At 47.3% G+C, this 22,768-nt stretch carries 19 protein-coding genes; 11 read left to right on the plus strand and 8 right to left on the minus strand.

Translation table 11 applies throughout. The features are described 5' to 3' along the window. Nucleotides 1–301 precede the first annotated feature (301 nt). The 6 genes from CH74_RS18485 (at nt 302) to rfbC (ending at nt 7,594) form a co-directional block, all read left to right on the plus strand. Nucleotides 302–1,336, plus strand: a complete 1,035-nt coding sequence (locus tag CH74_RS18485; RefSeq protein ID WP_253273111.1) for a glycosyltransferase family 2 protein — start codon at nt 302–304, stop codon at nt 1,334–1,336. Between the two features lie 156 nt (nt 1,337–1,492). Then, complete coding sequence (locus CH74_RS18490; RefSeq protein WP_172656360.1) at nt 1,493–3,562, plus strand: acyltransferase family protein; 2,070 nt, start codon at nt 1,493–1,495, stop codon at nt 3,560–3,562. A gap of 83 nt (nt 3,563–3,645) precedes the next feature. Beyond that, a complete protein-coding gene (locus CH74_RS18495; protein ID WP_082140484.1) occupies nt 3,646–4,689 on the plus strand; it encodes an NAD(P)-dependent oxidoreductase in 1,044 nt (347 codons plus the stop codon). Nucleotides 4,690–4,764: 75 nt separating this feature from the next. Further along, nucleotides 4,765–5,541, plus strand: a complete 777-nt coding sequence (rfbF, locus tag CH74_RS17250; RefSeq protein WP_048308780.1) for a glucose-1-phosphate cytidylyltransferase — start codon at nt 4,765–4,767, stop codon at nt 5,539–5,541. A gap of 160 nt (nt 5,542–5,701) precedes the next feature. Continuing rightward, nucleotides 5,702–7,015, plus strand: a complete 1,314-nt coding sequence (locus CH74_RS18500; protein ID WP_082140490.1) for an NAD(P)H-dependent oxidoreductase — start codon at nt 5,702–5,704, stop codon at nt 7,013–7,015. A gap of 30 nt (nt 7,016–7,045) precedes the next feature. After that, a complete protein-coding gene (gene rfbC, locus CH74_RS18505; protein WP_082140485.1) occupies nt 7,046–7,594 on the plus strand; it encodes a dTDP-4-dehydrorhamnose 3,5-epimerase in 549 nt (182 codons plus the stop codon). Nucleotides 7,595–7,669: 75 nt separating this feature from the next. Here rfbC and tviB read toward each other — a convergent pair whose 3' ends face one another. Both tviB and CH74_RS17260 read right to left on the minus strand, forming a co-directional pair. After that, on the minus strand, nt 7,670–8,956 hold the full coding sequence (tviB, locus tag CH74_RS17255) for a Vi polysaccharide biosynthesis UDP-N-acetylglucosamine C-6 dehydrogenase TviB (RefSeq protein ID WP_253273112.1): 1,287 nt from the start codon (nt 8,954–8,956) through the stop codon (nt 7,670–7,672). Nucleotides 8,957–8,989: 33 nt separating this feature from the next. Further along, nucleotides 8,990–11,017 carry a nucleoside-diphosphate sugar epimerase/dehydratase gene (locus CH74_RS17260; RefSeq protein ID WP_082140486.1) on the minus strand — a complete coding sequence of 676 codons (2,028 nt, stop codon included), beginning with the start codon at nt 11,015–11,017 and terminating at the stop codon, nt 8,990–8,992. Between the two features lie 702 nt (nt 11,018–11,719). Between CH74_RS17260 and CH74_RS17265 the strand changes: the two genes are divergently transcribed. Further along, nucleotides 11,720–12,745, plus strand: coding sequence for an SDR family oxidoreductase (locus CH74_RS17265; RefSeq protein WP_048308781.1), 1,026 nt, complete (start codon nt 11,720–11,722; stop codon nt 12,743–12,745). Nucleotides 12,746–12,861: 116 nt separating this feature from the next. Here CH74_RS17265 and CH74_RS17270 read toward each other — a convergent pair whose 3' ends face one another. Continuing rightward, the gene (locus tag CH74_RS17270; RefSeq protein ID WP_048308782.1) at nt 12,862–14,052 is read right to left on the minus strand and encodes an amino acid aminotransferase; all 1,191 of its coding nucleotides are present in this window, start codon (nt 14,050–14,052) and stop codon (nt 12,862–12,864) included. Nucleotides 14,053–14,061: 9 nt separating this feature from the next. After that, nucleotides 14,062–14,265, minus strand: coding sequence for a 4a-hydroxytetrahydrobiopterin dehydratase (locus CH74_RS20150; protein WP_367379136.1), 204 nt, complete (start codon nt 14,263–14,265; stop codon nt 14,062–14,064). 191 nt (nt 14,266–14,456) lie between these two features. On the opposite strand from CH74_RS20150, the gene CH74_RS17275 reads away from it, so the two are divergent. Together CH74_RS17275 and CH74_RS17280 are read left to right on the plus strand one after the other, a co-directional pair. Then, a complete protein-coding gene (locus CH74_RS17275; protein ID WP_082140487.1) occupies nt 14,457–15,809 on the plus strand; it encodes a glycerophosphodiester phosphodiesterase family protein in 1,353 nt (450 codons plus the stop codon). Nucleotides 15,810–15,836: 27 nt separating this feature from the next. After that, complete coding sequence (locus tag CH74_RS17280) at nt 15,837–16,418, plus strand: DUF99 family protein (RefSeq protein WP_082140488.1); 582 nt, start codon at nt 15,837–15,839, stop codon at nt 16,416–16,418. Nucleotides 16,419–16,460: 42 nt separating this feature from the next. On the opposite strand, the gene cfa is transcribed toward CH74_RS17280, so the two are convergent. Then, complete coding sequence (gene cfa, locus CH74_RS17285) at nt 16,461–17,612, minus strand: cyclopropane fatty acyl phospholipid synthase (RefSeq protein WP_048308783.1); 1,152 nt, start codon at nt 17,610–17,612, stop codon at nt 16,461–16,463. 227 nt (nt 17,613–17,839) lie between these two features. After that, nucleotides 17,840–18,766: a LysR family transcriptional regulator ArgP gene (locus tag CH74_RS17290; protein ID WP_048308784.1), complete on the minus strand. Its 927-nt coding sequence runs from the start codon at nt 18,764–18,766 to the stop codon at nt 17,840–17,842. Between the two features lie 98 nt (nt 18,767–18,864). Between CH74_RS17290 and CH74_RS17295 the strand changes: the two genes are divergently transcribed. Then, the gene (locus CH74_RS17295; RefSeq protein ID WP_048308785.1) at nt 18,865–19,464 is read left to right on the plus strand and encodes a LysE/ArgO family amino acid transporter; all 600 of its coding nucleotides are present in this window, start codon (nt 18,865–18,867) and stop codon (nt 19,462–19,464) included. 38 nt (nt 19,465–19,502) lie between these two features. Here CH74_RS17295 and CH74_RS17300 read toward each other — a convergent pair whose 3' ends face one another. Together CH74_RS17300 and CH74_RS17305 are read right to left on the minus strand one after the other, a co-directional pair. Further along, nucleotides 19,503–20,867, minus strand: coding sequence for a TrkH family potassium uptake protein (locus CH74_RS17300; protein WP_053070819.1), 1,365 nt, complete (start codon nt 20,865–20,867; stop codon nt 19,503–19,505). A gap of 31 nt (nt 20,868–20,898) precedes the next feature. Beyond that, nucleotides 20,899–21,555, minus strand: coding sequence for a TrkA family potassium uptake protein (locus CH74_RS17305; protein ID WP_048308787.1), 657 nt, complete (start codon nt 21,553–21,555; stop codon nt 20,899–20,901). A 235-nt stretch (nt 21,556–21,790) separates the two neighbouring features. On the opposite strand from CH74_RS17305, the gene CH74_RS17310 reads away from it, so the two are divergent. Next, on the plus strand, nt 21,791–22,768 hold a 978-nt coding region (locus CH74_RS17310), incomplete at its 3' end, for a sodium-dependent transporter (protein WP_048308793.1).

The raw sequence follows: 22,768 nt of genomic DNA on the forward strand, positions 1-22,768 counted from the left end.
GTATGAAAATTTAAAGTCATATCCTGAAAATAGAAAAGCTGGTTAGCTTTTTTACGTTGATATATTTATAAAATATACGCAGTTAATTTTATGTGCTGCCTAAAATCTTAGTTAAGGAAGCTATTAGTTGATATAACATCCTAAAAATTAATTATACTTAATAGCTTCGATTTATTTTAACAATGTAAATTTTGATAACGGAAAATAATAATACCATAAAAGAGAAAATAGTCGCAGTTTGTAATATCAAGCTAGAATAATAATAATGGTTCAACACTTTTATTATTAAAGGGAACTTATGATGCCTAAAATAGTTGCAGTTATATTAACCTATAACAGAAAAGACTTACTTGAACGCTGCTTAAAAGCTGTCTACTCACAGACATACTCTTGTAATAGCATTCTTGTTATTGATAATGCTAGTAAAGATGAGACTGAGAAATTTTTAACTGAAACCAAGTACCCCAATCTTAAAGTATACGTATTATCACATAATATTGGAGCTTCAGGTGGGTTCAATGCTGGATTTCGTCTTGCGTACGAAAATGGTGCTGATTTCATATGGATCATGGACGACGATGTTATTCCCGAACCCAATGCGTTACAAAACCTGTTAGATGCAGAAAAAAAATTAAATATAAAAAAAGTTAATTACTCTTACTTGTTGTCGTCTGCATTTACAGAAAATGGTTATGTAACCAATACTCCTGGTTTAAGTTCAAAAAAGAATAACATTGGCTATTTGGAATGGCCTGAGATGATTGAATTTGGCATGGTGCCAATTTGGCGAGCAACATTTGTTTCAATCCTTTTACCACGTGCAACTTTGACTGAACATGGGTTACCTATAGCGTCAATGTTCATATGGGGAGAAGATTCAGAGTACACATTAAGGGTTACACGTAATAGCCCAGGTTTTCTAGTCGGTAATAGTAAAGTTCTACATCTTCGGCAGGAAGACGGACCTATTAGTATACTTTCTGAGAAAAATCTAGGGCGTATGAAATATCATAAGTACTTTATGCGAAATAAAATTTTCATTTCACGTAAATATAGCTTGCATCACCGTCAATTAATTTCAGACATTTACAGTGTTGTAAGGCTGTTTTTTAAATTACTCATACGGAAAGAAATCAGCAAAGCAACAATCGTTTTACGAGGATTAATAGGAGGAATCTTTTTCTCGCCACAGACAGAATTAGCAGATGCATCAATAGACAATCTTGGTGTAAGTATTCGCTCATTTGAAACTAACACTGAAAAAAAAGAAATTAGCAATCAAAATTCAATGCAGCATAAATGTGTAGAGCTTATTGGTAATGGCAATCAAAATTAAAATATACAGGCTAATCACATCGCTACCATGGTAAACAGTAGTTATTGATAGTCTGCATTTATGCGCAATTAACAAGGTATACTGGTGTCTTAGTATTAACCCTTAATTTGGGTGCAATACTTGATCATGGAGATCGTCAAGTCAAAGGAGAAGTATATGGGTATGGAGTATAGGCCCGAAGTAGACGGTTTACGAGCGATTGCTGTAATCCCGGTAATTTTGTTCCATGCTGGCTTTGAATTTGTGAGCGGTGGTTATGTTGGTGTCGATATTTTCTTTGTAGTTAGTGGTTATCTAATCACTAATATTATTTACAACGAAATCCAGAATAACAGCTTTTCGATTATTAAATTTTACGAAAGACGAGCTCGAAGAATTCTTCCAGCGCTTTTTTTCGTAAGTTTAATATCCATACTTTTAGCCTGGATATGGATGCTACCTAAAGAATTTGAAGAGCTTAGTAGAAGTTTAATAGCTGTAAACTTATTTATTTCCAATATATATTTCGCTACTGACATGGGGTATTTTGCTGGTGCAGCAGAGATGAAGCCATTTCTGCATACATGGAGCTTGGCTGTTGAAGAGCAGTTTTATTTGTTTTTTCCACTCGTGATGATGGTGCTTGGTACTTTAAAAAGGCGCTATTTGCTGTTTTTTGTTTTTGTAGTATTTGTAATTAGTCTAACTATAGCCGAATGGGCATCTACGAGATACACTTCTTATAACTTTTATCTATTGCCATCACGTGTTTGGGAATTAATGGCTGGTGCAATTATAGCAATTTATTGTTATAAAAAAGAATTGAATTTTCCTAAATTTTTTTGCAACTTAGGTGCCTTTTTCGGATTAGGACTTATTTTTTATTCAATTGTAGCTTTCGATGAAGATACACCTTTTCCTAGCCTTTGGGCTATTTTCCCTGTTCTAGGTGCTTCTTTAGTAATATTATTTGCCAGAGTAGACAATACAGTAGGAAAGCTTCTTAGTCTTAAACCTATCGTAGGAATAGGTCTTATTAGTTACAGCGCCTATTTATGGCATCAACCCGTATTCGTCTTTGCTAGAGAAAGAAGCCTAGAGAGTTTGACTCATTTTGACTTTCTACTTTTGAGCTTACTTTCCTTAATTTTGGCTTACTTTTCCTGGAAATTCATTGAGCAACCTTTTCGTAACAAAAAAAGGTTTACTCGTTCCCAAATTTTTTCGGGAGCATTCGCTATATCCATTCTAATGCTAAGTTTCGGGGCATATGGTATATATTCTAAAGGAATTCCCAATCGGTTGGATGAAGAAGTTGCGCGGATTGCGAATGTCCGGAATGATCGTCATCTACAGTCGGAAGGATGTCAATCAACTCCTAGTCATACAATATCTATTAAAGACAGTTGCGAATATAATGAAGATTACTCTAAGAAAGTAGTAGTATGGGGTGATAGTCAGGCCACGCCTTTAGTAGGGCCAGTTGCTAAAAAATTCGAAGAGTTGAACATGGGGGTAAAACAATTTGTTTACACAAATTGTCTGCCAATAGCTGGCTATAGCCGTAGTGATCGGCCTGCTTGTGGAAAGTTTAATAATGAAGTATTGAATTCAATTGTTAACGACAAAAATATAGAAATAGTTTTTATGCTAGGTCGCTATCCTTTACAGTTAGAAGGTAAATCTTTTGATAACCTAGAAGGAGGAGTCGAAGAAAAGCATAAAATTTATGCAGTACCAATTGAAAATATAAAAAGTAAACAAAATATCCACGATAAAGATAGAATCGAAGCCGTAGGAAAGCTAATTAAAGAGACAGTGAATACTCTTATCGACAATGGTGTAAAAGTCGTACTTATATACCCAGTTCCTGAGGCTGGATGGGATGTGCCATCTTTGTTAGCCAAAGAAAAATTGTATGGTATTGAACGGAATGAAACTCTTTCTATCAGTTACGATGTTTTCAGAAAACGTACTAAGTCTTCATACGAACAACTCGATTTGATAGAAAATCATAAAAATTTAATAAAGATAAGACCCGAATTTTTGTTTTGTAATACTCGATTGCCAGATCGCTGTATAACACAAATAGGAGGAAGGCTTCTCTATTATGATAGTAATCATCTTAGTCGGTATGGTGCTAATATATTAATTAATCATATCTTCTCAGAGATAAAAAAATCAGGATGGCTAAGAAAAAAACAAGAAGAAATCGAAGACTTTCTTAGCGTCAATAGTAATTGGTGAGTTTAACTAATAATAATATTAATTATGGTAAATTTTAGAAGTATTTTAAAATTTTAATTTATAATTTTTAAAAGGGATTTCTTATGAAAATACTTATAATTGGCAATATGGGTTATATAGGACCAACGGTTGTTCGCGAACTTGCATATCAGCATCCTAACGCAGTTCTCCATGGATACGATAATGCTTATTTCGCTCATTGTTTGACAGGTTCTAAGTGCTTACCAGAACGATATCTCGAAAAACAGTTTTTTGGAGATGTCCGCAATATATCTGAGGATATGCTTGAAGGCTATAGTGCGGTAGTACAGCTGGCTGCTGTTTCCAACGATCCAATGGGTAGCCGATTCGCAAAAGTTACAAAAGAGATAAATCAAGACGCAACTGTTTTACTTGCTAAGTATGCAGCCAAAGCAGGAGTCAAAAATTTTGTTTTTGCTTCCAGCTGTAGTGTTTACGGTGTTGCTAGTGGTGCTCCTAGGAAAGAAAACGATCCAGTGGCGCCAGTGACGGATTATGCAAAATCCAAGATAGGCTCAGAAAATTCATTGACAGATATTGATGGTGAGATGGTGATCACCAGCTTACGTTTTGCAACAGCTTGTGGTATGTCAGATCGCTTACGACTGGATTTGGTTCTCAATGATTTTGTTGCATGTGCACTAAGCCAAAGAAAAATAACAGTACTAAGTGACGGAACGCCTTGGAGACCCTTAATCGATGTAGCCGATATGGCAAGAGCGATCGATTGGGCAGTACAGCGTAAAGCAAATAATGGCGGAAGAATTCTCAATATTAATACCGGATCCAATGAACGTAACCATCAAGTGCGTGATCTAGCATCTGCCGTAGCTGATGCAGTACCAGGTACAACGATTAGTATTAATACTGATGCTGCTGTGGACAGTCGCTCCTATCAAGTCGATTTTGACCTTTTTGCTAAGCTAGCTCCAAATCATCAACCCCAAATGTCGTTATTAGATTCCATAGATGGTTTGATAAAAGGGCTACGACGCATGCAATTTTCGGATGTCGAATTTCGTACTTCGCCGCTAATGCGTTTACGTGTGCTTCAGTCCCACATTGATTCCGGAGATTTGTCGGAATCACTAGAATGGTCGAAATAAAACTTTAAATGGATTAGTTTATTTAATATTAAACTATTTTTTCTAATTTTATCTATAAACAACAAGGATGAATATATGAAAGTCGTAATTTTAGCTGGTGGTTACGGTACGCGACTAAGTGAGGAAACTTCTATCCGTCCAAAACCGATGGTTGAAGTTGGAGGTCGCCCAATTCTTTGGCATATTATGAAACTATATGCTTATTATGGTTTTAAGGAATTTGTTATATTAGGTGGTTATAAAGTTGACTATATTCGGAATTACTTTCTTAATTATCGAGGAAAGCAAACAGATTATACTATAGATCTTAAGACTGGAAAGATTGAATGGCTTCAAGGTACCAACGAAGATTGGACAGTAACTGTTCTTGACACAGGAATTAATTCCTTAACCGGAGGGCGAATCAAGAAGGCCACATCAATTTTGTCTGATGGACCTTTTTTTCTGACATATGGCGATGGTGTTAGCAACGTAGATATCAATGCTTTAGTAGCTACACATCGAGCATCTAACAATTGGTGTACTCTCACTGCCGTTACTCAACCAGGACGGTATGGTGCATTACGGCTGAATGAAGATGCTAACAAAGTCATGGCTTTTCGAGAAAAGGGTGCTGTAGATGGTGGTTTGATCAATGGCGGTTTTTTCGTTTGTGAGCCAGAGGTTTTAGACTTAATTGATGACGAGAAGACTACATGGGAGAACGAACCTATGGAGCGAATGATCGATCTTAACAAGCTTGGATATTATCATCATCAAGGTTACTGGCAAAGCATGGATTCCCTTCGTGATAAAATGGTGCTTGAAGCTGCATGGTCAGATAACCCCCCTTGGAAACTCTGGGAACGTTAAAATCAAGCATTATCTTGGTTACGTCAAAAAATCATAAAATAACTCTATTATATTTATGAAATTTTACGCCATTAATCATACATGCACTTTTAAGGAGGTCGCGAGAATGGGATGATTGCTAGTCCCATCTGCTTACAGCGGACTGGCTCGCGAGATGACAATGATTATTATTGATAACGAACTAGTTAAAAGAGAAACTAATAACAATCCTATACGTGTTGGTCTAATAGGGGCAGGATTTCAGGGCAGTGGTATCGGATTGCAGATATTGACAGCAACGCCTGGAATGCGTTTATGCGCTGTTGCCAATCGAAACTTAGATTCTGCTATTAGTGTTTACAGTCAAGTTGGTATTGAACCAGTTCGCTGTAGCACTGGATTGGAGCTGGAAGCGGCGATTTTGGCAGGGCGTCCAGCTGTCACAGAAGATGCTATTGCTTTAGCTTCTGCTGATGGATTAGATGCAATAATTGAGGTAACCGGTTCTATAGAGCATGCCGCCCAAGCCGTTCTTACAGCAATCGAAAATGGTAAACATGTTATTCAAATGAATGCCGAACTTGACGGTACCATTGGTCCGATTCTCAAGGTAAGAGCTGATCAAGCAGGAGTAATCTATAGCTTCTCTGATGGTGACCAGCCGGGTGTACAGATGAATCTCTATAGGTTCGTTCGGGGGTTAGGAGTGACCCCGGTTCTTTGCGGAAACATTAAAGGGCTGCACGATCCCTATCGAAATCCTGCTACGCAAGAAAGTTTTGCCAAACGCTGGGGTCAAAAGCCTGCAATGGTTGCTTCTTTCGCAGACGGAACTAAGATTTCTTTCGAACAAGCTATTGTCGCCAATGGTACTGGAATGAAGGTTGCACAGAGAGGTATGCTTGGCCCTGACTTTTCAGGAGGAGATCCTTCGGCACCTCAAGTACCTATCGAACAGACTATTTCAGCTTTCGAACCTTATCTTGATTCGGCTGATCCGGGAATAGTGGATTATGTTGTTGGAGCTCGCCCAGGTCCAGGAGTATTTGTATTAGGAAAACACGAACATCCTCGGCAACAACATTACCTCGAGCTCTACAAATTGGGCAAAGGGCCATATTATTGTTTTTATACTCCTTATCATCTATGTCACTTTGAAGTTCCCACCTCGGTTGCTCGCGCCGTAATTTTCAACGATTCAGTTCTTGCACCAGCTGGGGGCCCTAAGGTTGGTGTAATTGCTGTTGCTAAAAAGCAACTAGCTGAAGGGGAAGAGGTTCGAGAATTCGGTGGATTTGAAGTTTACGGTGTTGCTGAAAACATGAATGTCATTCGTCGAGAAAATTTGCTTCCTATTGGTCTGGCTATCGGTTGCACATTAGCACGTTCAATTGAAAAAGATATGCCATTAACATTTGACGATGTAATTTTCCCGAAAGGTCGTTTAGTCGATCGGTTGTATAGAGAACAAGAAAATTTATTTACGCATCAGTAAAAATCATATTGCCGTATAGTGAGGTGAAGAATGAAATTTAATCGCACTGAATTAAATGATGCTTGGCTTATCGAGCTAGAGCTTAGAGGTGATGAGCGTGGATATTTTGCACGTACTATGTGCAAGGACGAATTTTCTAAGAATGGCCTCATTTACAATTTTGAACAGCAGAATGTTTCTTTCTCAGCACAGTGCGGCACTTTGCGTGGATTACATTATCAGCGACAGCCTCATGCCGAGGCTAAATTAGTACGATGTTTAAAAGGTGCTATAGTAGACGTAATTGTTGATATTAGGAAAGATTCTTCTACGTATTTAAAGCATCAGTTGTTTGAACTAAACGATAGTAATTTTCATCAACTGTATGTTCCCCCTGGTTTTGCTCATTCTTTTTTGACATTAACTGACAACACTGAAGTTAGCTACTTAGTATCAGCATCATATCATCCTGAGTCAGAAGATGGTTTACGGTATTGTGACGAAGAACTCAATATTGAATGGCCAGTTGCCGTGACGGTTCTTTCTAAGAAGGATGCTAAATGGCCGTTATTGAGTGAACGAACTACTCCACTTTTTTAATGTTTTCGTAAAAAACGATCCGGATCATTCTTGAGAGTGATCCGGATTTTTTGTTTGGCTTGTTCTCAAAGTTACTTACAAACGCAAATCAGCTTCGCCTCGCGGAAGGGCGTATTTCAAATCGTATAAAACATGGATCGGTTTGCCCCATGCTCTTAATTGTTGGGCACCTAAGTCACAAAATTCACGATGTCCAACTGCTAAAATTATAGCATCGTAAGAGCCTTTTCCTGGTTTATCAACAGGACGAATGCCGTATTCTTGTACTGCTTCGTCTTTGCTCGCCAATGGATCGTAAACATCCATTGTAATACTGTAGTCTTCAAGTTCTTTTATAATATCAACTACACGGGTGTTGCGCAGATCTGGACAGTTCTCTTTGAAAGTCAATCCAAGGATTAGTACGCGTGCACCTTGCACATGTATACGTTGTTTAATCATTTGCTTGATGAGCTGACCTGCTACGTAAGCACCCATGCCATCGTTAATGCGCCGACCTGAAAGAATTACTTCCGGATGATAGCCTGCTTGCTGAGCCTTATGGGTTAAATAATAAGGGTCTACTCCAATACAGTGCCCACCTACTAGCCCCGGTCGAAAAGGTAGAAAGTTCCATTTTGTACCTGCGGCTTCAAGTACTTCTTCTGTATCGATGTTCAGGCGATTAAATATTATCGCTAATTCATTAATTAGCGCTATATTGACATCTCTTTGAGTATTTTCAATAACCTTGGCGGCTTCAGCTACACGAATAGAGCTTGCTTGGAAAGTACCAGCGGTAATAACTTTCGAGTAAAGCCTATCCACAAATTCTGCTATCTCAGGAGTCGAGCCTGACGTTACTTTTTTAATGTTAGTGACTCGATGCTCTTTGTCACCTGGATTTATTCTTTCTGGACTATAGCCGGCAAAAAAATCCGTATTATAAGTTAAACCCGATACTCGTTCGATTACTGGAATACAGTCTTCTTCAGTAGCGCCCGGATAGACAGTGGATTCATAAATGACGATATCGCCTTGAGCAATGACTTTGCCAAGTGTTTCACTCGCTTTGAGTAAAGGCGTGAGGTCCGGACAATGTTGCTCATCAATAGGGGTAGGAACCGTAACAATATATACATTACAATCGCGAAGCGCATCAAGATCAGTCGTGAATGATAAATGAGTTGCTTCGGACAATAACTCCGATTCTACTTCACGCGTTAGATCAATGCCAGTATTTAGCTGTTCAATACGTTGCTTGTTGGTATCAAAACCTATGGTGGGAAGCTTCTTGCCAAATTCGACGGCAAGCGGCAATCCAACATAGCCAAGTCCAATAATACCGAGACGTGTTCTATCCAAATTCATTACGCTTTTCATTTTATTATCCAGCATATGTGTAAATTAAAAGACCTAACGCTGTCTTGCCTCGATGGTCCAATTAGTTGAAGGGGAGAACGTTTGTTCTAGCTCGATTAAACCGGCTCTTGTTCTAGTCTGGCTTTTCGTCTCTAAGGTAGTGACTTCTGGAGCAGCAGAAGCACTGGAACTTTCCTCGATCCAGACCAGATCAGCAATTTGGCCTTGCGGGTGATATGCTGCTGGTGCTTCTAGCAACAGTTCACGAATATCATCATGTCGAACTTCTACTGCGGCTTCGTGTAGCCGTTGAAGATATTTTTCCAATCTATGCCACACCCAGTAATTTTCTTTGGCCGTCATGATTCTCGGATGTGCAGTTTCAATGACCTCATCACCAATAAGTAACTCTTCGAAGAGCTTTTCGCCCGGACGGAGCCCTGTATAGATGAGTTCGATATCACCGTGAGGAGAGTTGGCGTCCATCACTTCGAGGCCAGACAAGCGCACCATATGCATGGCCAGATCACTGATCCTAACGGGATCACCCATGTTGAGAACAAAGACGTCACCACCATGACCCATGGCCCCAGCCTGAATTACCAACTGTGCTGCTTCGGGGATAGTCATGAAATAACGGGTGATATCAGGGTGGGTTATCGTGATCGGACCCCCTTCTCTGATTTGCTTACGGAAAAGCGGTACAACTGAGCCGGATGACCCAAGCACATTGCCAAAGCGGACCATGCAGAAGCGGGTTGCACTCTGTTCTCGAGCGAACGCCTGGCAAATGAGTTCGGCAAGACGCTTGGTAGTTCCCATTACATTAGTGGGACGGACAGCTTTGTCGGTGGACACAAGTACAAAGGTTTCCACGCCGCTAGCCATTGCTGCTTTTGCAGTTTCTAATGTACCAAATACGTTGTTACGAATACCTTCGATAGCGTTGTGTTCAACCAAAGGTACGTGCTTATAGGCGGCCGCGTGATATATGGTCTGTACGTTGAAGGCACGCATTACTCCTTCGAGCCGCTGGCGCTTCTGCACCGATCCGAGTAGCGCCTTTATAGGAATCGTCAAACCTGCCGCCTTGGAAAATTGCAGTAACTCCTTTTCTATTTGATAAAGTGAATACTCGCAGACTTCGAACAGGATGAGTTGCCGTGGGGATTGCTGGAGTACCTGGCGACACAGTTCAGAACCGATAGAGCCGCCTGCACCTGTGATCATTACCACCTTGTCCCGGATATTTGCATCTAGAAGAGATTGATTGGGAGGTACCGGATCTCGACCGAGTAGATCTTCTATAGTGACATCACGAATCTCGTTTATACGTGCGTGCCCGGCAATCACATCCGCCATGCTGGGTACGGTTTGTACTGGAACTGCGCTAGGTTCCAGCATTTTCAATATTTCTCTACGCCGACCAAGTGAAGCACTAGGGATGGCCAGCAATATACGCTTCACGCCATATTGTTTGATAAGACGTGGAAGCTCATTGGGTGAATAGACCTTAAGTCCTTCGACGAGAGTGCCACGCATGCCACGCCAATCATCGATGAAACACATTGGCACGTATTCCTGGCCATGGCGAAGGGAGGCAACCAATTGAGAACCCGCAGCGCCCGCACCATAGATTGCAACGCAGGTCTTGTGGCGCACCAAGCTTCGTTGATAAAGAGAGCGCAAAAAAACGCGAATGCCACCAATGGTTAATAAAGCAAGCATGGCATATATAACAGGTACCGAACGCGGTATTGGCAGGTTCAATAAATAACTGATGACTGCCATGGCAATGGCTGATCCAACGACGCCTAGCAGTATCGCGTGCAATGCTTTTTGGCTCATGTAGCGTACGACTGCGCGGTAAAAACCTAATCGAATGAATATGAGCAAACTCAAAGGTATTAGCGCTGCCAGCATTAGCCAAGTACGCTGTTCGTAAATGGGAGCCCAACTATCCAGTCGAAGAAGCATTGCAAGTACGAAGCTAAGCATTAGCAACATCGTATCAACTAGCACTTGAATAATACGTTTATATATGCGCGGTAGCCTAAAAATTTGCTTAAAAAATGAAAGCATGCGTGGTATTCCCTTATAAATGCTTATTTAACCTGCATAAAATAGTAGAAAGTATTGTTTTCTTAATATTTTTAATTTTGGTTTCCTACTAATGACGTTTTAATTTTTTAGCCTTTCTTGGGATGAGTTTTTCGGTCATCGCTTGATGGCAATTTAATGAATTTGCTTTTGACGTGCTTTCACATTGACCATAAGAAACTCTAATAAAATCAATATTTGCTAATCTAAATAACAATATGGCGGTTAAGCTATTCTCGTATCCAAGGATTCACCTAAAACGTTCATCGTCGTCGCAAGATCTTGTTCAATGATGACAGTATCATTGATGGAAATATTCTTTATAAAGAGGAAATTTTGGTTTACATATTTTTGCCACACTGTTTATGCACTTGGCACTTCTCGAATAGCTGATAATGTATGGGCTAAATCGCCGCGTGTTTCAAAAGGTATACTTTTGTTAACCATGTGTCTATGATAGGCGTCTACATCGCCGGACCCAAGATCATTTTGCTAATAGCAAAAACCGTATGAATAATTAGTTTAGTAGTACTTAAAAAATTACTTAAAAAAATTTGTATTAATTTTTTAGTTTTATTGGATGACTTGTTTAGCTGATCAATTCTGTTACGTGGGATTTTCTGAATCAACCTGTGAAAGTAGTGATGAAAATTTTGTGACTTCAAAATTCAAGGACATGCACACATGGCTATTTTTGGACAAGTAAAAAAAGATATGACAAAAAATTCAAACACTTGGCTGATAAGTGGAGTAGCAGGATTTATAGGATCGAATCTACTTGAGCAGTTACTCAAGCTGGATCAGATTGTGGTGGGGTTGGACAATTTCGCTACCGGTCATCAGCGTAACCTCGATGAGGTGCATGGCTTGGTAAGCGCCGAGCAGTGGGCACGCTTCACCTTTCACGAGGCTGACATTCGAAAACTCGAGGACTGCAAACGTGCTATGGAGGGTGTGGATTATGTTCTGCATCAGGCAGCTTTAGGCTCGGTACCGCGCTCATTGAACGATCCACTAGCCACCAACGCCGCTAACATCGATGGTTTTCTCAATATGCTGGTCGCCGCGAAGGAGGCTGGTATCAAACGCTTCGTTTATGCCGCTTCGAGCTCGACCTATGGCGATCACCCTGCACTACCGAAGGTAGAAGACACGATCGGTAATCCGTTATCACCCTACGCAGTGACAAAGTATGTCAATGAGTTATATGCAGATGTCTTCTCACGCTGCTATGGCGTCAAAACGATCGGATTGCGTTATTTCAATGTCTTTGGCCCACGCCAGGACCCAGAAGGCGCATACGCGGCAGTCATTCCCAAATGGACCGCTGCGATGCTCAGTGGTGAGCCGGTGCTAGTAAATGGCGACGGTGAAACAAGCCGTGATTTCTGTTTTATCGACAACGCTGTACAAGCCAACCTGCTGGCAGCCATGGCGAGCGATGAGATCGATAGCGAAGTGTTCAACGTTGCAGTGAATGGAAGGACGTCGCTCAACGAGCTGTTTTCCTACCTAAGAGACGCATTGGCGGAGCAAGGCGTTAACTACGAAAAATCACCTGCCTACCGAGATTTTCGACCAGGAGATGTGCGTCATTCTCAAGCCGATATTAGCAAGGGTGCCAGCAAGCTCGGATATGCGCCGACCCATACTGTGGTTGAGGGTATTCACCAAGCCATGCCATGGTATATCAATCATTTTAAGAAGTAGTGCGACCGCATTCGCCACGGCAAGATAAGACAGCAAGAACAGCAACGCCCGGGAGTCAGTTAAGATCCCGCGTTGCTGGTTTCAAGGCTCAAAGTGTAGACGTGTCATGAGAACGATTACTTTGAGACAGCGGCAATCGCCTCGGTCACATAGGGCAGGTTTTCGCTTGACAATCCGGCCACATTGGCCCGGCCTGAGCGCACCATGTAGATACCATACTCATCGCGAAGTCGGTCGACTTGATTCGCTGTGAGACCCGTATAGGAGAACATGCCACGCTGCTCGGCCACGTGTGCAAAAGTTCTATCCAGCCCATAGGGCTTGAGTGCCTCGACGAAGTCACGACGCAGGCCATTGATCCGGTCACGCATTTCGGTCAATTCGTCGCGCCATACTGCCGCCAACTCCGCAGATGCCAGAATCTCACAAACGATGGCGCTACCGTGGGCCGGGGGGTTGGAATAGTTCTCTCTGGCAACGATCGCCATTTGCGAGCGCACGTTCTCCATTTGCTCGGTATTCTTGGCCACGGCGATAAAGCAGCCGGTGCGCTCTCGGTAGATACCGAAATTCTTTGAGTAGGAGCTGGTGATCAGTGCCTCGTCGAGATTTTCTGCCATTAGTCGGGCACCAAAGGCATCTTCTTCCAGTCCATCACCGAAACCCTGATAGGCAAAATCGATCAGAGGCAGCAGGCCACGTTCCTGAACCACCTCGAGTACCTGTCGCCATTGGTCCTGGTTGAGGTCGAAGCCGGTCGGGTTGTGGCAGCAGGCATGCAACAACACCACATCGCCTTGAGGAATCTGCTTCAATGCGTTCAGCATGCCATCGAAATCGAGACGATTCTCGGCATCGACATAAGGGTACTTGTGCAGTGTAAGGCCGGCGGCAGGAAATATACCGAGATGGTTGGGCCAGGTCGGATCGGAAACCCATACATCCTTGCCCGGAAGCTGAGCTTTGATGAAATCCGCAGCCAAACGCAGCGCCCCGGTACCGCCCGGTGACTGAGTTGCACTGGCACGCTTTTCGGCAATGACCGGTGAGTCCGCCCCCAGTACAAGGGGCAGGGTGACATCGCCATACTGAGGATCGCCGTGAGAGCCGATGTAGCTCTTGGTGGTTTCCTTCTTCAGCAGCAGCGCTTCCGCTTCCTTGACCGCCCGCATGATGGGAGTATTGCCCTCGGCGTCGCGATATACGCCGACACCAAGATCGACCTTCTGAGGGTTGCTGTCCTTCTTGAAAGCCTCGATTAATCCAAGGATGGCATCCCCGGGCACCCGCTCAATCTGCTCGAACATTGGACTGTGCTACCTCGTCGATTCTACCGGCCAGAATGAAGTCGTTCTTGTGCAAACCCTTCGTGGCGCAAGACCGCCGGGTATCGGTGACCTTGCCCATTCGGTGATTAGAGCCGGAGAGCGGCCGGCTTTCTCGGCTATGTCACCCACCTGGTTGGTAAAGGCGAGGGCCTGCTGGAAGTTGTAGAACGTGAAAACACGTTTCAATTGCATGATGCCACCGCGCTCGATCAACTGCCAATCGTGAATGTCTCGTCTTGAGGTTTTGATCTGTTCTCAAGCGTCCTGGAAAGCGCCCAGGCTAAACGATTTCGTCATGCAAGGGCGGTGTGATCCTATTCCATCATCTATGTTTGTTTAGTTGATGGATTACAACCAATAAGGACCAACAGGAGCGTGTCGCCATGGGATCCATAACTGTCGTAGCTGGGTTTTTATCAGGCTCGATTCCCGTTCTAGCACTGAGTCTCATGCCAGCCCCGGCCTCTGCCAACGAGCATGTGCAAGCTCAAACCTGCCTTGGTGGTGCTAAAAAGCCCATCGTCATCGGCCACCGTGGGGCCAGCGGATTTCGTCCGGAGCATACCCTCAAAGCCTACGAACTCGCCGTTGAGCAGGGTGCGGATTTCATCGAGCCGGACCTGGTGGCGACCAAGGACGGCGTGCTCATAACGCGTCACGAGAACGAACTGAGCGGTACCACGGACGTGGACGAACGCCCCGAGTTCGCCGACCGCGAGACGACCAAAGTCATCGACGGCGTGCCGACGGACGGCTGGTTCAGCGAGGACTTCACCCTCGAGGAGATCAAGACCCTGCGCGCCGAGGAGCGCATCCCCGAAACACGGCCGGACAACACCCAGTTCGATGGCCAGTTCGAGATTCCAACCCTCAAGGAAGTTATTACCTTGGTACGTGACTTGGAAAAGCGCACCAAGCGCAAAATAGGCATCTACCCGGAAACCAAGCACCCGACCTATTTCGCCAGGGAGGGCGAGTTCCTCGGCGGCGGCCGCATCGACATGTCCCTCGGTGAGATGCTTATCGAGACCCTGGTGGAGCAGGAGTTCGCTGACCCCGATCGAGTGTTCATCCAGTCCTTCGAGGTCGAGAACCTGCTCGAGCTTCAGAACGAGATCATGCCGCGCTTCGACGTGGATCTTCCACTGGTGCAGCTCTTGGGCGATATCACCAACGCCTATCAGCCGCCGGAAAGCAACTTTTCGGCCCCTTACGACATGGTCTATAACGCGAAAAACGGTGACGTCGAGGCCATCTACGGCGAGCTTGCCAATCGCGTTGGCAATAGCGGCTCGGGCATTACTGCCAAAATCGGATATGGTGATCTGGTCACGGAAGCAGTACTAAGCTATATCGCACGGGACTATGCCGAGGGCATTGGCCCCTGGAAGGACAGCTTTCTGTTGCGCGAGACCCTCGACGAGCCGGTCGATGCCGACGGGAACGGCAAAGCAGAGATTGCCACGCGTCTGACCGGCGAGGTGCATCCTTACCTGTCCCGCGCCATCGACGCAGGCCTGCTCGTTCATCCCTATACGCTGCGCGCCGAGGAAGAATTCCTGACCCTGCACCCCAGCGGCATTCCCCAATCTCTCACTGGCGAAGTGATGCAACTGCTCGGCCTCGGCGTCAACGGCTTCTTCACCGATCAGCCGATCATCGGGGTCGAGGGGCGTGAACGGTTCCTCGAGATCAATGGCTGCGACACGATCTCAAAACAGTCGCCGAAATCATGAAAAGAACAGGGGAGCATTCTTGAGCCGATGACGTCTGAGCTACGTGGCACCAGGTTTTCACACATTGTCGGTTTCGACGATTGCCCCTTTTCTCGAGATCATCGAGGTGATGTGTCTTTCATCGGCGCGATCTATTCCGGCAGGCGCCTGGAGGGCGTGGTCTCGGGCAAGGTGCGTCGCGACGGGGTTAACAGCACCCGAGAGCTGATCCGCCTGGTGCGAGACTCCAAGTTTGCCGGCCATCTTCAGCTCGTGATGCTACAGGGCATTGCCTTGGCGGGCTTCAATGTTGTCGATGTTGAAAAACTGCACGAGACGTTGGGCATACCGGTATTGGTAATCGCTAGATACGCACCGCGGCGAGAAGCCATACGCAAAGCGTTGCTTGAGCATGTGCCCGCCGGTGCACGCAAGTGGAGGTTGATCGAGCGTCTCGGACCCATGGAACCCCTGGCTGGCATCTATGTTCAACGTAGAGGGCTCGATCGCGAAGAGGCCAGCGCGGTGATACGCGCCACGGCGATCAACGGGGTGATTCCCGAACCGTTGCGCACGGCTCACCTGATCGCCGGTGGAATTACCGACGGCGAAAGCAGAGGGCGCACCTAGATTGCTTCTTGGCGGCAACCAGACGCGCGTCGCGCAGCCGGATCACCGCGGGGCATCGTAACGTCCGCTACGCCACTTGGAGAACACCACCTGCCAAAGCTGAATATCCCGTGCACGAAAGGCACCCGCACACATGCTCAGGTAATAGCGGAACATGCGTCGAGTCTTCTCGTTGTAGTTGGCAGCAATCTCGTGCCAACAGGCATCGAAATTGGCAAGCCAGGACATCAAGGTACGGTCGTAGTCCGCGCCGAAGTTCTGCCAGTCCTCGATCAACAGTCGCCCCTCGGTGGTGTCAGTGATATGCGTTGGTGAGGGAAGAATGCCATTGGGAAAGATGTACTTGTTGATCCAAGGATCGATGGAAATGCTCGAACTGTTGGAGCCGATGCTGTGCAGCACGAAATATCCATCTTCTTCCAGCAGGTTCGCGACAGTATCGAAATAGGTAGCGTAATTACGGTGGCCTACATGCTCAAACATGCCAATGGAAACGATGCGATCAAAACGACCCTGCAGATCGCGATAGTCTTCGAGCAGAATCTCGACCGGTAGCCCTGCACAGCGCTCCCGCCCCAAGGCTGCTTGTTCCTTGGAAATAGTAATGCCTGTAACCTCGGCGCCATAGTGACGTGCTGCGTGCTCGGCGAAGCTGCCCCAGCCGCAGCCGATGTCCAGTACCTTCATGCCCGGCTCGATCTTCAGCTTGCGAGCGGCGAGGTCGAGCTTGGCTACTTGGGCCTCATGCAGTGTCCTGGCCTCTTTCCAATAGCCGCAGGAGTAGCACATGGTGGGATCTAGCATGCGCTCGAAAAGATCGTTGCCAAGATCGTAGTGGGCTTCGCCTACCATATAGGCACGAGTCTTGCTTTGCAGGTTGATAAGCCCTGTTTGCAGGCGATAGAGGCATTTCTCTGCCAAGGTATGGGCACGCTTGCCCAGGCCGTAACGTAAAAGACGATCCGCCATTTCGTCGATACGCTCACATTCCCACCAGCTTTCCATATAGGATTCGCCAAGACCGAGACTGCCTTGGCGCAAGATGCGAGAGAAGAAATCCGGCTGTAGCACCTGAATGTCCCAGGGTCTTCCACCATTGATGGTGATGTCGGCTCCTGCGAGCAAGCGTTCGACGTGGCGACGGGCACGACTGTCAGGCAATGCGACAGGGCCGATTTGCGTGTTGATGGTCATACCGAGCTCCGGATCATGTATATTTTCAATAAGATACGGGTATCGGGCAAGGCTTCCTTGCCTCTGCACAACATCATGATTGCGTTTGCCCTTGGCTAGTCAATCCCATGGCTTGATGCTGTATTAAGTTAGCTTAGCGCAGAATGCAAAAGATTACCGGTCGAGGAAAAATTACCACTGGATCTTCATCTGTTAGAAGCCGAGCAATTGATTTAAATCAATTTAACTTAACGTGCCGGTCTCAAAATGGCCTCATTTTCAACTGCATCCGTCATGGGTGTCAGCCAATGCGGACAAGTCGCGACGAGATGATCCGTCAAGGCGGTGAGCGTTCTACCGCCGCTGCGCCAGTAATGCCAATAAAGTGGTACATCAATGAAGCTATCCGCATCAAGATCCATCAGCGTACCTTCAGCGAGTTCTCGTGTTACTTGCTGTTCGGGAATCAGGCCATAGCCCATGCCAGCCAAGGCAAGATGCAAGAATCCTTCCGATGAGGGGCAAAGATGATGTGGAAAAGGATTGAGATAGCCGTGCAGGGCCAGGTAGCGATGTTGCAATCGATCATCTGGACCGAAAACGATGACGGGCGCTCGACTCAAAGCGTTGATCGTCACGCCTGCCGGAAAGTGCCGCGCTATGTAATCCGGGCTTGCCAGGGCGCGGTAACGCATGCTGCCAAGAGGCTGTGAGCGTGCACCCTGAACGGGGCGTGATGAGGCACAGACGCAGCCTGCCACTTCTCCATCGCGCATGCGTTTGAGTACTACATCCTGATCCTCGACGATCAGGTCGAACAGGACCCCTTCACGCCGGCAGAAGTCGCCTGTAACTGGCGCCCACCAGGTCGCCAGACTATCGGCGTTGATGGCCAGGCGCATACGTTGTTCTCGCTCACCCAGGGCCGGGATTTGCTCGAGCAGATCATGCTCCAACAACGATACCTGTTGAACATGATTGAGTAGACGCTGGCCGAGAGGCGTCGGGGCAAGCTTGGGCGTGCGTATCAGGACCGGTTGTCCGAGCCGGGCTTCCAGCAATTTGATGCGCTGGGAGACTGCCGACTGAGTCAAACCCAGATATCGAGCGCCGCGCTCGAATCCAGACTGATCAACGACGGCAGACAGTGCCTGTAAAAGCTTGTAGTCAAGCATCAGTTTTGCTAACCGCTCAGCATTTAAATTAATTCAACTTATCGACAATCCGACTTTACCCTGTCATGAGATCACAATCATATACAAACGAGGGCAACATGCTGATCTCTGCTCTTAATGGAGTGGTAACCGGTGCCGGGTTGATCATTGCAATAGGTGCTCAGAATGCCTTCGTGCTAGGACAGGGGCTTCGCCGGGAGTATCCCTGGATCGTTGCGGCCATATGTGCACTGTGCGACTGGTTGCTGATTGGTCTTGGTGTACTCGGGTTGGGACAATTGATCGCCAGTCAGGAAGGGTTGATGCTGATTGCGCGGCTGGGCGGTGCGGCATTTTTGCTGTGGCAGGCGTGGTTGGCAATGCGCCGTGCCTATCGCTGTTCAGGGCTTGCAGCAGGGCGTGCTGTTCAAGGCTCTCGGTATCGAGTGATCCTGGCATCCTTGGCGGTCACGCTGCTCAATCCCCAAGTCTATCTGGACACCTTGATCATGCTGGGGGCGATCGGTTCAACCCAGGCAAGTCCACTAGGGTTCTACCTGGGGGCGGCCATTGCTTCCTTCGGCTGGTTCTTCGGACTGGTAGCCGCCGCTGGCTGGCTTGCACCGCGACTGGCAAACCCCAAAGTATGGCGTGTCATCGACATGCTGATCGCTATCATTTTGATCGCTGTGGCGGCGGGGCTGCTGATAAGGTCTTGAGGCGTTTTGAACCAGGTTGTATAGAGTACTTTCAATGACTAGCCAATATGTACCTGCCCCTCGGCATACTTAATCCCGTGGGGGCGTCTCATGGCGAGAAAATAGCCAAGTGAAATCGGTCCTGCCCGCCCAAGCAGCATGGCGACGATCACCGTGAGCTGACCAGGTAGCGAGAGTTCATCGGTAATGCCCCGGGAAAGTCCGACGGCGCCGGAGGCGGAAACCGCCTCGAAAGTCAGGTCAAGAAAGTCCTTGCCTGGCTCGCTGATGGTCAGAATGAAAAGACAGGTGAAGATAAGCAGCAGTACCCCCAGTGCCACGGCGATGGCCTTGAACACGGTGCTGTCGGGAATCGCACGACCAAAAGCTGTCGGCTGCGAGCTGCCTCGCACAAAAGAACGAGCTACCAAAATAAGCACGACGAAGGTCGTGATCTTGATGCCGCTTGCCGCAGACCCAGGACCGGCACCAATGAACATCAGCAGTATGGTCAGCAAGGTGGTCGGCTCACGTAGGGCGGCGGTATCAAGGGTGTTAAGGCCGGCAGAGCGCGGAGTAACGGCCTGGAAAAGTGCCGCCTGCAGGCGCACGCCAAGGCCGTCAAGTCCGCCAAGGGTCGCCTCGTTGCCCCATTCCAATAGCAGAATGGCGATCGTGGATATCAGGATCAGCCAGAAGGTGGCATGGAGCATGATACGAGAATGCAGCGATAACTTATGGCCCCGAAAACTGTCTCGGACTTCCGCAACCACCACGAACCCCAAGCCGCCGGCAACAATCAGCATGATGACGGCCGCATTGACCATCGGATCCGCTACCTGCGTGACAAGGCTATCGGTCCACAGGGTGAAGCCCGCGCCATTGAAACCTGAAATTGCGTGAAAAAGACTCAACCACAACCCCCACCAGAGCCCGTGTTCAGGTACCCAGGCACTGGCTAAAAGCGCCATGCCAAAGCCTTGAACCAGTAACGTGAAGGTGACGACAGTACGCACAAGTTGGGTCAGATCACGAAACGAGGTGTGATTGAAATTCTCGCGGATCAAATTCTGGTGATTGAGGGGAATGCGCATGCCCATGATCATTAAGGTCATGGCGGTAAAAGTCATGAAACCGAGCCCGCCCAGCTGAAACATGCATAGCAACATGACTTGCCCGAACAGAGTCAACTCCGAGGTGCTGATCACGGTAAGCCCGGTCACCGTGACAGCGGACGTGGCGGTAAACAGGGCCTCGTTCCAACTCAAAGGGGAGTGGGCCGAGATCGGTAACATCAATATCAGGGTGCCAAGAAGGCTAAGAAATACGAAGCCCAGGAGCAGAAGTTCGGGAGGCGACAGCTGAATGACTCGGCCGTGAGGCATTGAGCGCAGGGGTTTGAAGAAGCGCCGGCGAAACCTCATCCTGATCAGCGTCCTTGCGGGATAGAAATGATCAAAGTTTGTTGCCCAGTTTGCGCAAGTCGTCGAGATCGCCCATCAGTATCAGACTATCTTTTTCCTGTAGAGGCGTGTCCGGGTCCGGTGCTTTCAGCACGTCACGACCGCGTTTGATGGCGATGAGGGATAGCTTGTCGTTATCGAGCTCGAGTTCGGCCACCGTGGCACAGGAGTTGCACAAATTTTCCGTGGTTTGCAGTTCAACCACGAACTGATGATCGCCCATGTCAATGAAGTCGACCAGCGCATGATAGTGCAGACTTTGCGCTACCCGCACCCCGGTATCATATTCCGGATAGACCACATGGCGCGCGCCAAGATGCCGAAGCAGCCGATAATGAGTATCCGAGTGCGCCTTGACCCAGATTTCGCGTACGCCGAGTTCTCGTAGCAGCAATGTGCAGGTCATGCTGTCTTCAAGATTGTCGTCGACATCAATGATGACCGCATCGTAATCCGTCAACGACAGCTCGGAAAGCGTCTGTTCATCGGATATGTCGGCAACCAGCGCATGGGTCAGCAGATTGGAAAGCGCATTGACCCGGTCCTGATTGCGATCGATGCCCAGCACGTCATCATTCTGGCGTATCAATTCCTGAGCGACGGTGACGCCGAAATATCCCAATCCCAGAATAGCGAACTGACGTGACATGCGCGTTCTCCCCGATGGCTCAAAACACCATAACATCCTGAAAGGGCTCGTTACCCGGGCTTACCCTAGCACAGAGCGCTGTATTAGCAGAGTTTTCGTGACGTTGACGATTTAGGCACAGGATCAATGCGGTGCGGTCGCGATACGGGGTGAATTAACGCTACAATCCTGCAGCCGTAACCTGGTTACGGCACAGGGCTAGCAAAGCGCAACGATCTTTCCATTCAGGTGCTTCATGACAGCAAGAGAAAAACCCAAGACGTTGTGGGTTGGCCGCTGGGGGTTCATTCTCGCGGCGACGGGCTCCGCCGTCGGACTGGGCAATATCTGGAAATTCCCTTACATGACCGGAGAGTACGGTGGCGGGGCCTTCGTACTGGTTTACCTGGTCTGTATTCTGGCCATCGGTATTCCCATCATGATGGCGGAAATCAGCTTCGGGCGTCGTGGACGCGGCAGCCCCATCGATGCCATTCGTCGCTTGGCGCAAGAATCGGGGCGCAGTTCCGTCTGGTCGCTGTTTGGCTGGATGGCGATGCTGTGCGGTTTCATGATCCTGTCCTTTTATGTGGTGGTGGCGGGCTGGTCCGTCTCTTACCTATGGAAGGCCGTTAGCGGTGGCCTGGCTGGCTCGAGCGTCGAGGAAATGGCCGAGATCTTTGCCGCCAATAACGCCAATCCCTGGAATCTTGGATTCTGGAGCACGCTAGTAACCCTGGCCACCATGCTCATCGTTGGCAAGGGCGTTCAGGAGGGTATCGAAAAAAGCGTACGCTGGATGATGCCGGGCATGGTGCTCATTTTAGGCATCATGATCGTCTACGGCATGTTTTCCGGCGGCTTTGGTGACGCGGTGAACTTCCTGTTCGCCTTCGAGATCGGCAAGCTCTCCAGTGAAGGATTGCTTGCTGCCATGGGCCAGGCTTTCTTTACTCTGTCCCTGGCATCCGGCGCGATCCTTACCTACGGCTCCTATCTCTCCGATGACAAGTCCATTGCCCGCACCACCTTCAGCGTCGCATTCTTCGATACCCTGGTCGCATTGATGGCGGGTCTGGCAATATTCCCGATCATCTTCGCCAGCGGCATGAACCCGGACAGTGGTCCGGGGCTGATCTTCATGAGTCTGCCTCTGGCGTTTCAGCAAATGCCTCTGGGCACACTGCTCGAAATTGCCTTCTTCATCATGCTGACTCTGGCGGCCTTGACCTCT

This window comes from Halomonas sp. PR-M31 (genome assembly GCF_001039575.1).
GTDB lineage: Bacteria > Pseudomonadota > Gammaproteobacteria > Pseudomonadales > Halomonadaceae > Modicisalibacter.

Excerpts from the sequence above, each read along its gene's own strand:
- CH74_RS17270 (WP_048308782.1), bottom strand. The coding sequence starts at position 14,052 with ATGTTCGAGCAGATTGAGCGGGTGCCCGGGGATGCCATCCTTGGATTA.
- rfbC (WP_082140485.1), top strand. The coding sequence starts at position 7,046 with ATGAAATTTAATCGCACTGAATTAAATGATGCTTGGCTTATCGAGCTA.
- cfa (WP_048308783.1), bottom strand. The coding sequence starts at position 17,612 with ATGACCATCAACACGCAAATCGGCCCTGTCGCATTGCCTGACAGTCGT.
- rfbF (WP_048308780.1), top strand. The coding sequence starts at position 4,765 with ATGAAAGTCGTAATTTTAGCTGGTGGTTACGGTACGCGACTAAGTGAG.
- CH74_RS18485 (WP_253273111.1), top strand. The coding sequence starts at position 302 with ATGCCTAAAATAGTTGCAGTTATATTAACCTATAACAGAAAAGACTTA.
- CH74_RS17260 (WP_082140486.1), bottom strand. The coding sequence starts at position 11,017 with ATGCTTTCATTTTTTAAGCAAATTTTTAGGCTACCGCGCATATATAAA.
- CH74_RS17305 (WP_048308787.1), bottom strand. The coding sequence starts at position 21,555 with ATGTCACGTCAGTTCGCTATTCTGGGATTGGGATATTTCGGCGTCACC.
- CH74_RS17290 (WP_048308784.1), bottom strand. The coding sequence starts at position 18,766 with ATGCTTGACTACAAGCTTTTACAGGCACTGTCTGCCGTCGTTGATCAG.
- CH74_RS17280 (WP_082140488.1), top strand. The coding sequence starts at position 15,837 with ATGACGTCTGAGCTACGTGGCACCAGGTTTTCACACATTGTCGGTTTC.
- CH74_RS17295 (WP_048308785.1), top strand. The coding sequence starts at position 18,865 with ATGCTGATCTCTGCTCTTAATGGAGTGGTAACCGGTGCCGGGTTGATC.
- CH74_RS18500 (WP_082140490.1), top strand. The coding sequence starts at position 5,702 with ATGATTATTATTGATAACGAACTAGTTAAAAGAGAAACTAATAACAAT.
- CH74_RS17265 (WP_048308781.1), top strand. The coding sequence starts at position 11,720 with ATGGCTATTTTTGGACAAGTAAAAAAAGATATGACAAAAAATTCAAAC.
- CH74_RS17275 (WP_082140487.1), top strand. The coding sequence starts at position 14,457 with ATGGGATCCATAACTGTCGTAGCTGGGTTTTTATCAGGCTCGATTCCC.
- CH74_RS20150 (WP_367379136.1), bottom strand. The coding sequence starts at position 14,265 with ATGCAATTGAAACGTGTTTTCACGTTCTACAACTTCCAGCAGGCCCTC.
- tviB (WP_253273112.1), bottom strand. The coding sequence starts at position 8,956 with ATGAAAAGCGTAATGAATTTGGATAGAACACGTCTCGGTATTATTGGA.
- CH74_RS18490 (WP_172656360.1), top strand. The coding sequence starts at position 1,493 with ATGGGTATGGAGTATAGGCCCGAAGTAGACGGTTTACGAGCGATTGCT.
- CH74_RS17300 (WP_053070819.1), bottom strand. The coding sequence starts at position 20,867 with ATGAGGTTTCGCCGGCGCTTCTTCAAACCCCTGCGCTCAATGCCTCAC.
- CH74_RS18495 (WP_082140484.1), top strand. The coding sequence starts at position 3,646 with ATGAAAATACTTATAATTGGCAATATGGGTTATATAGGACCAACGGTT.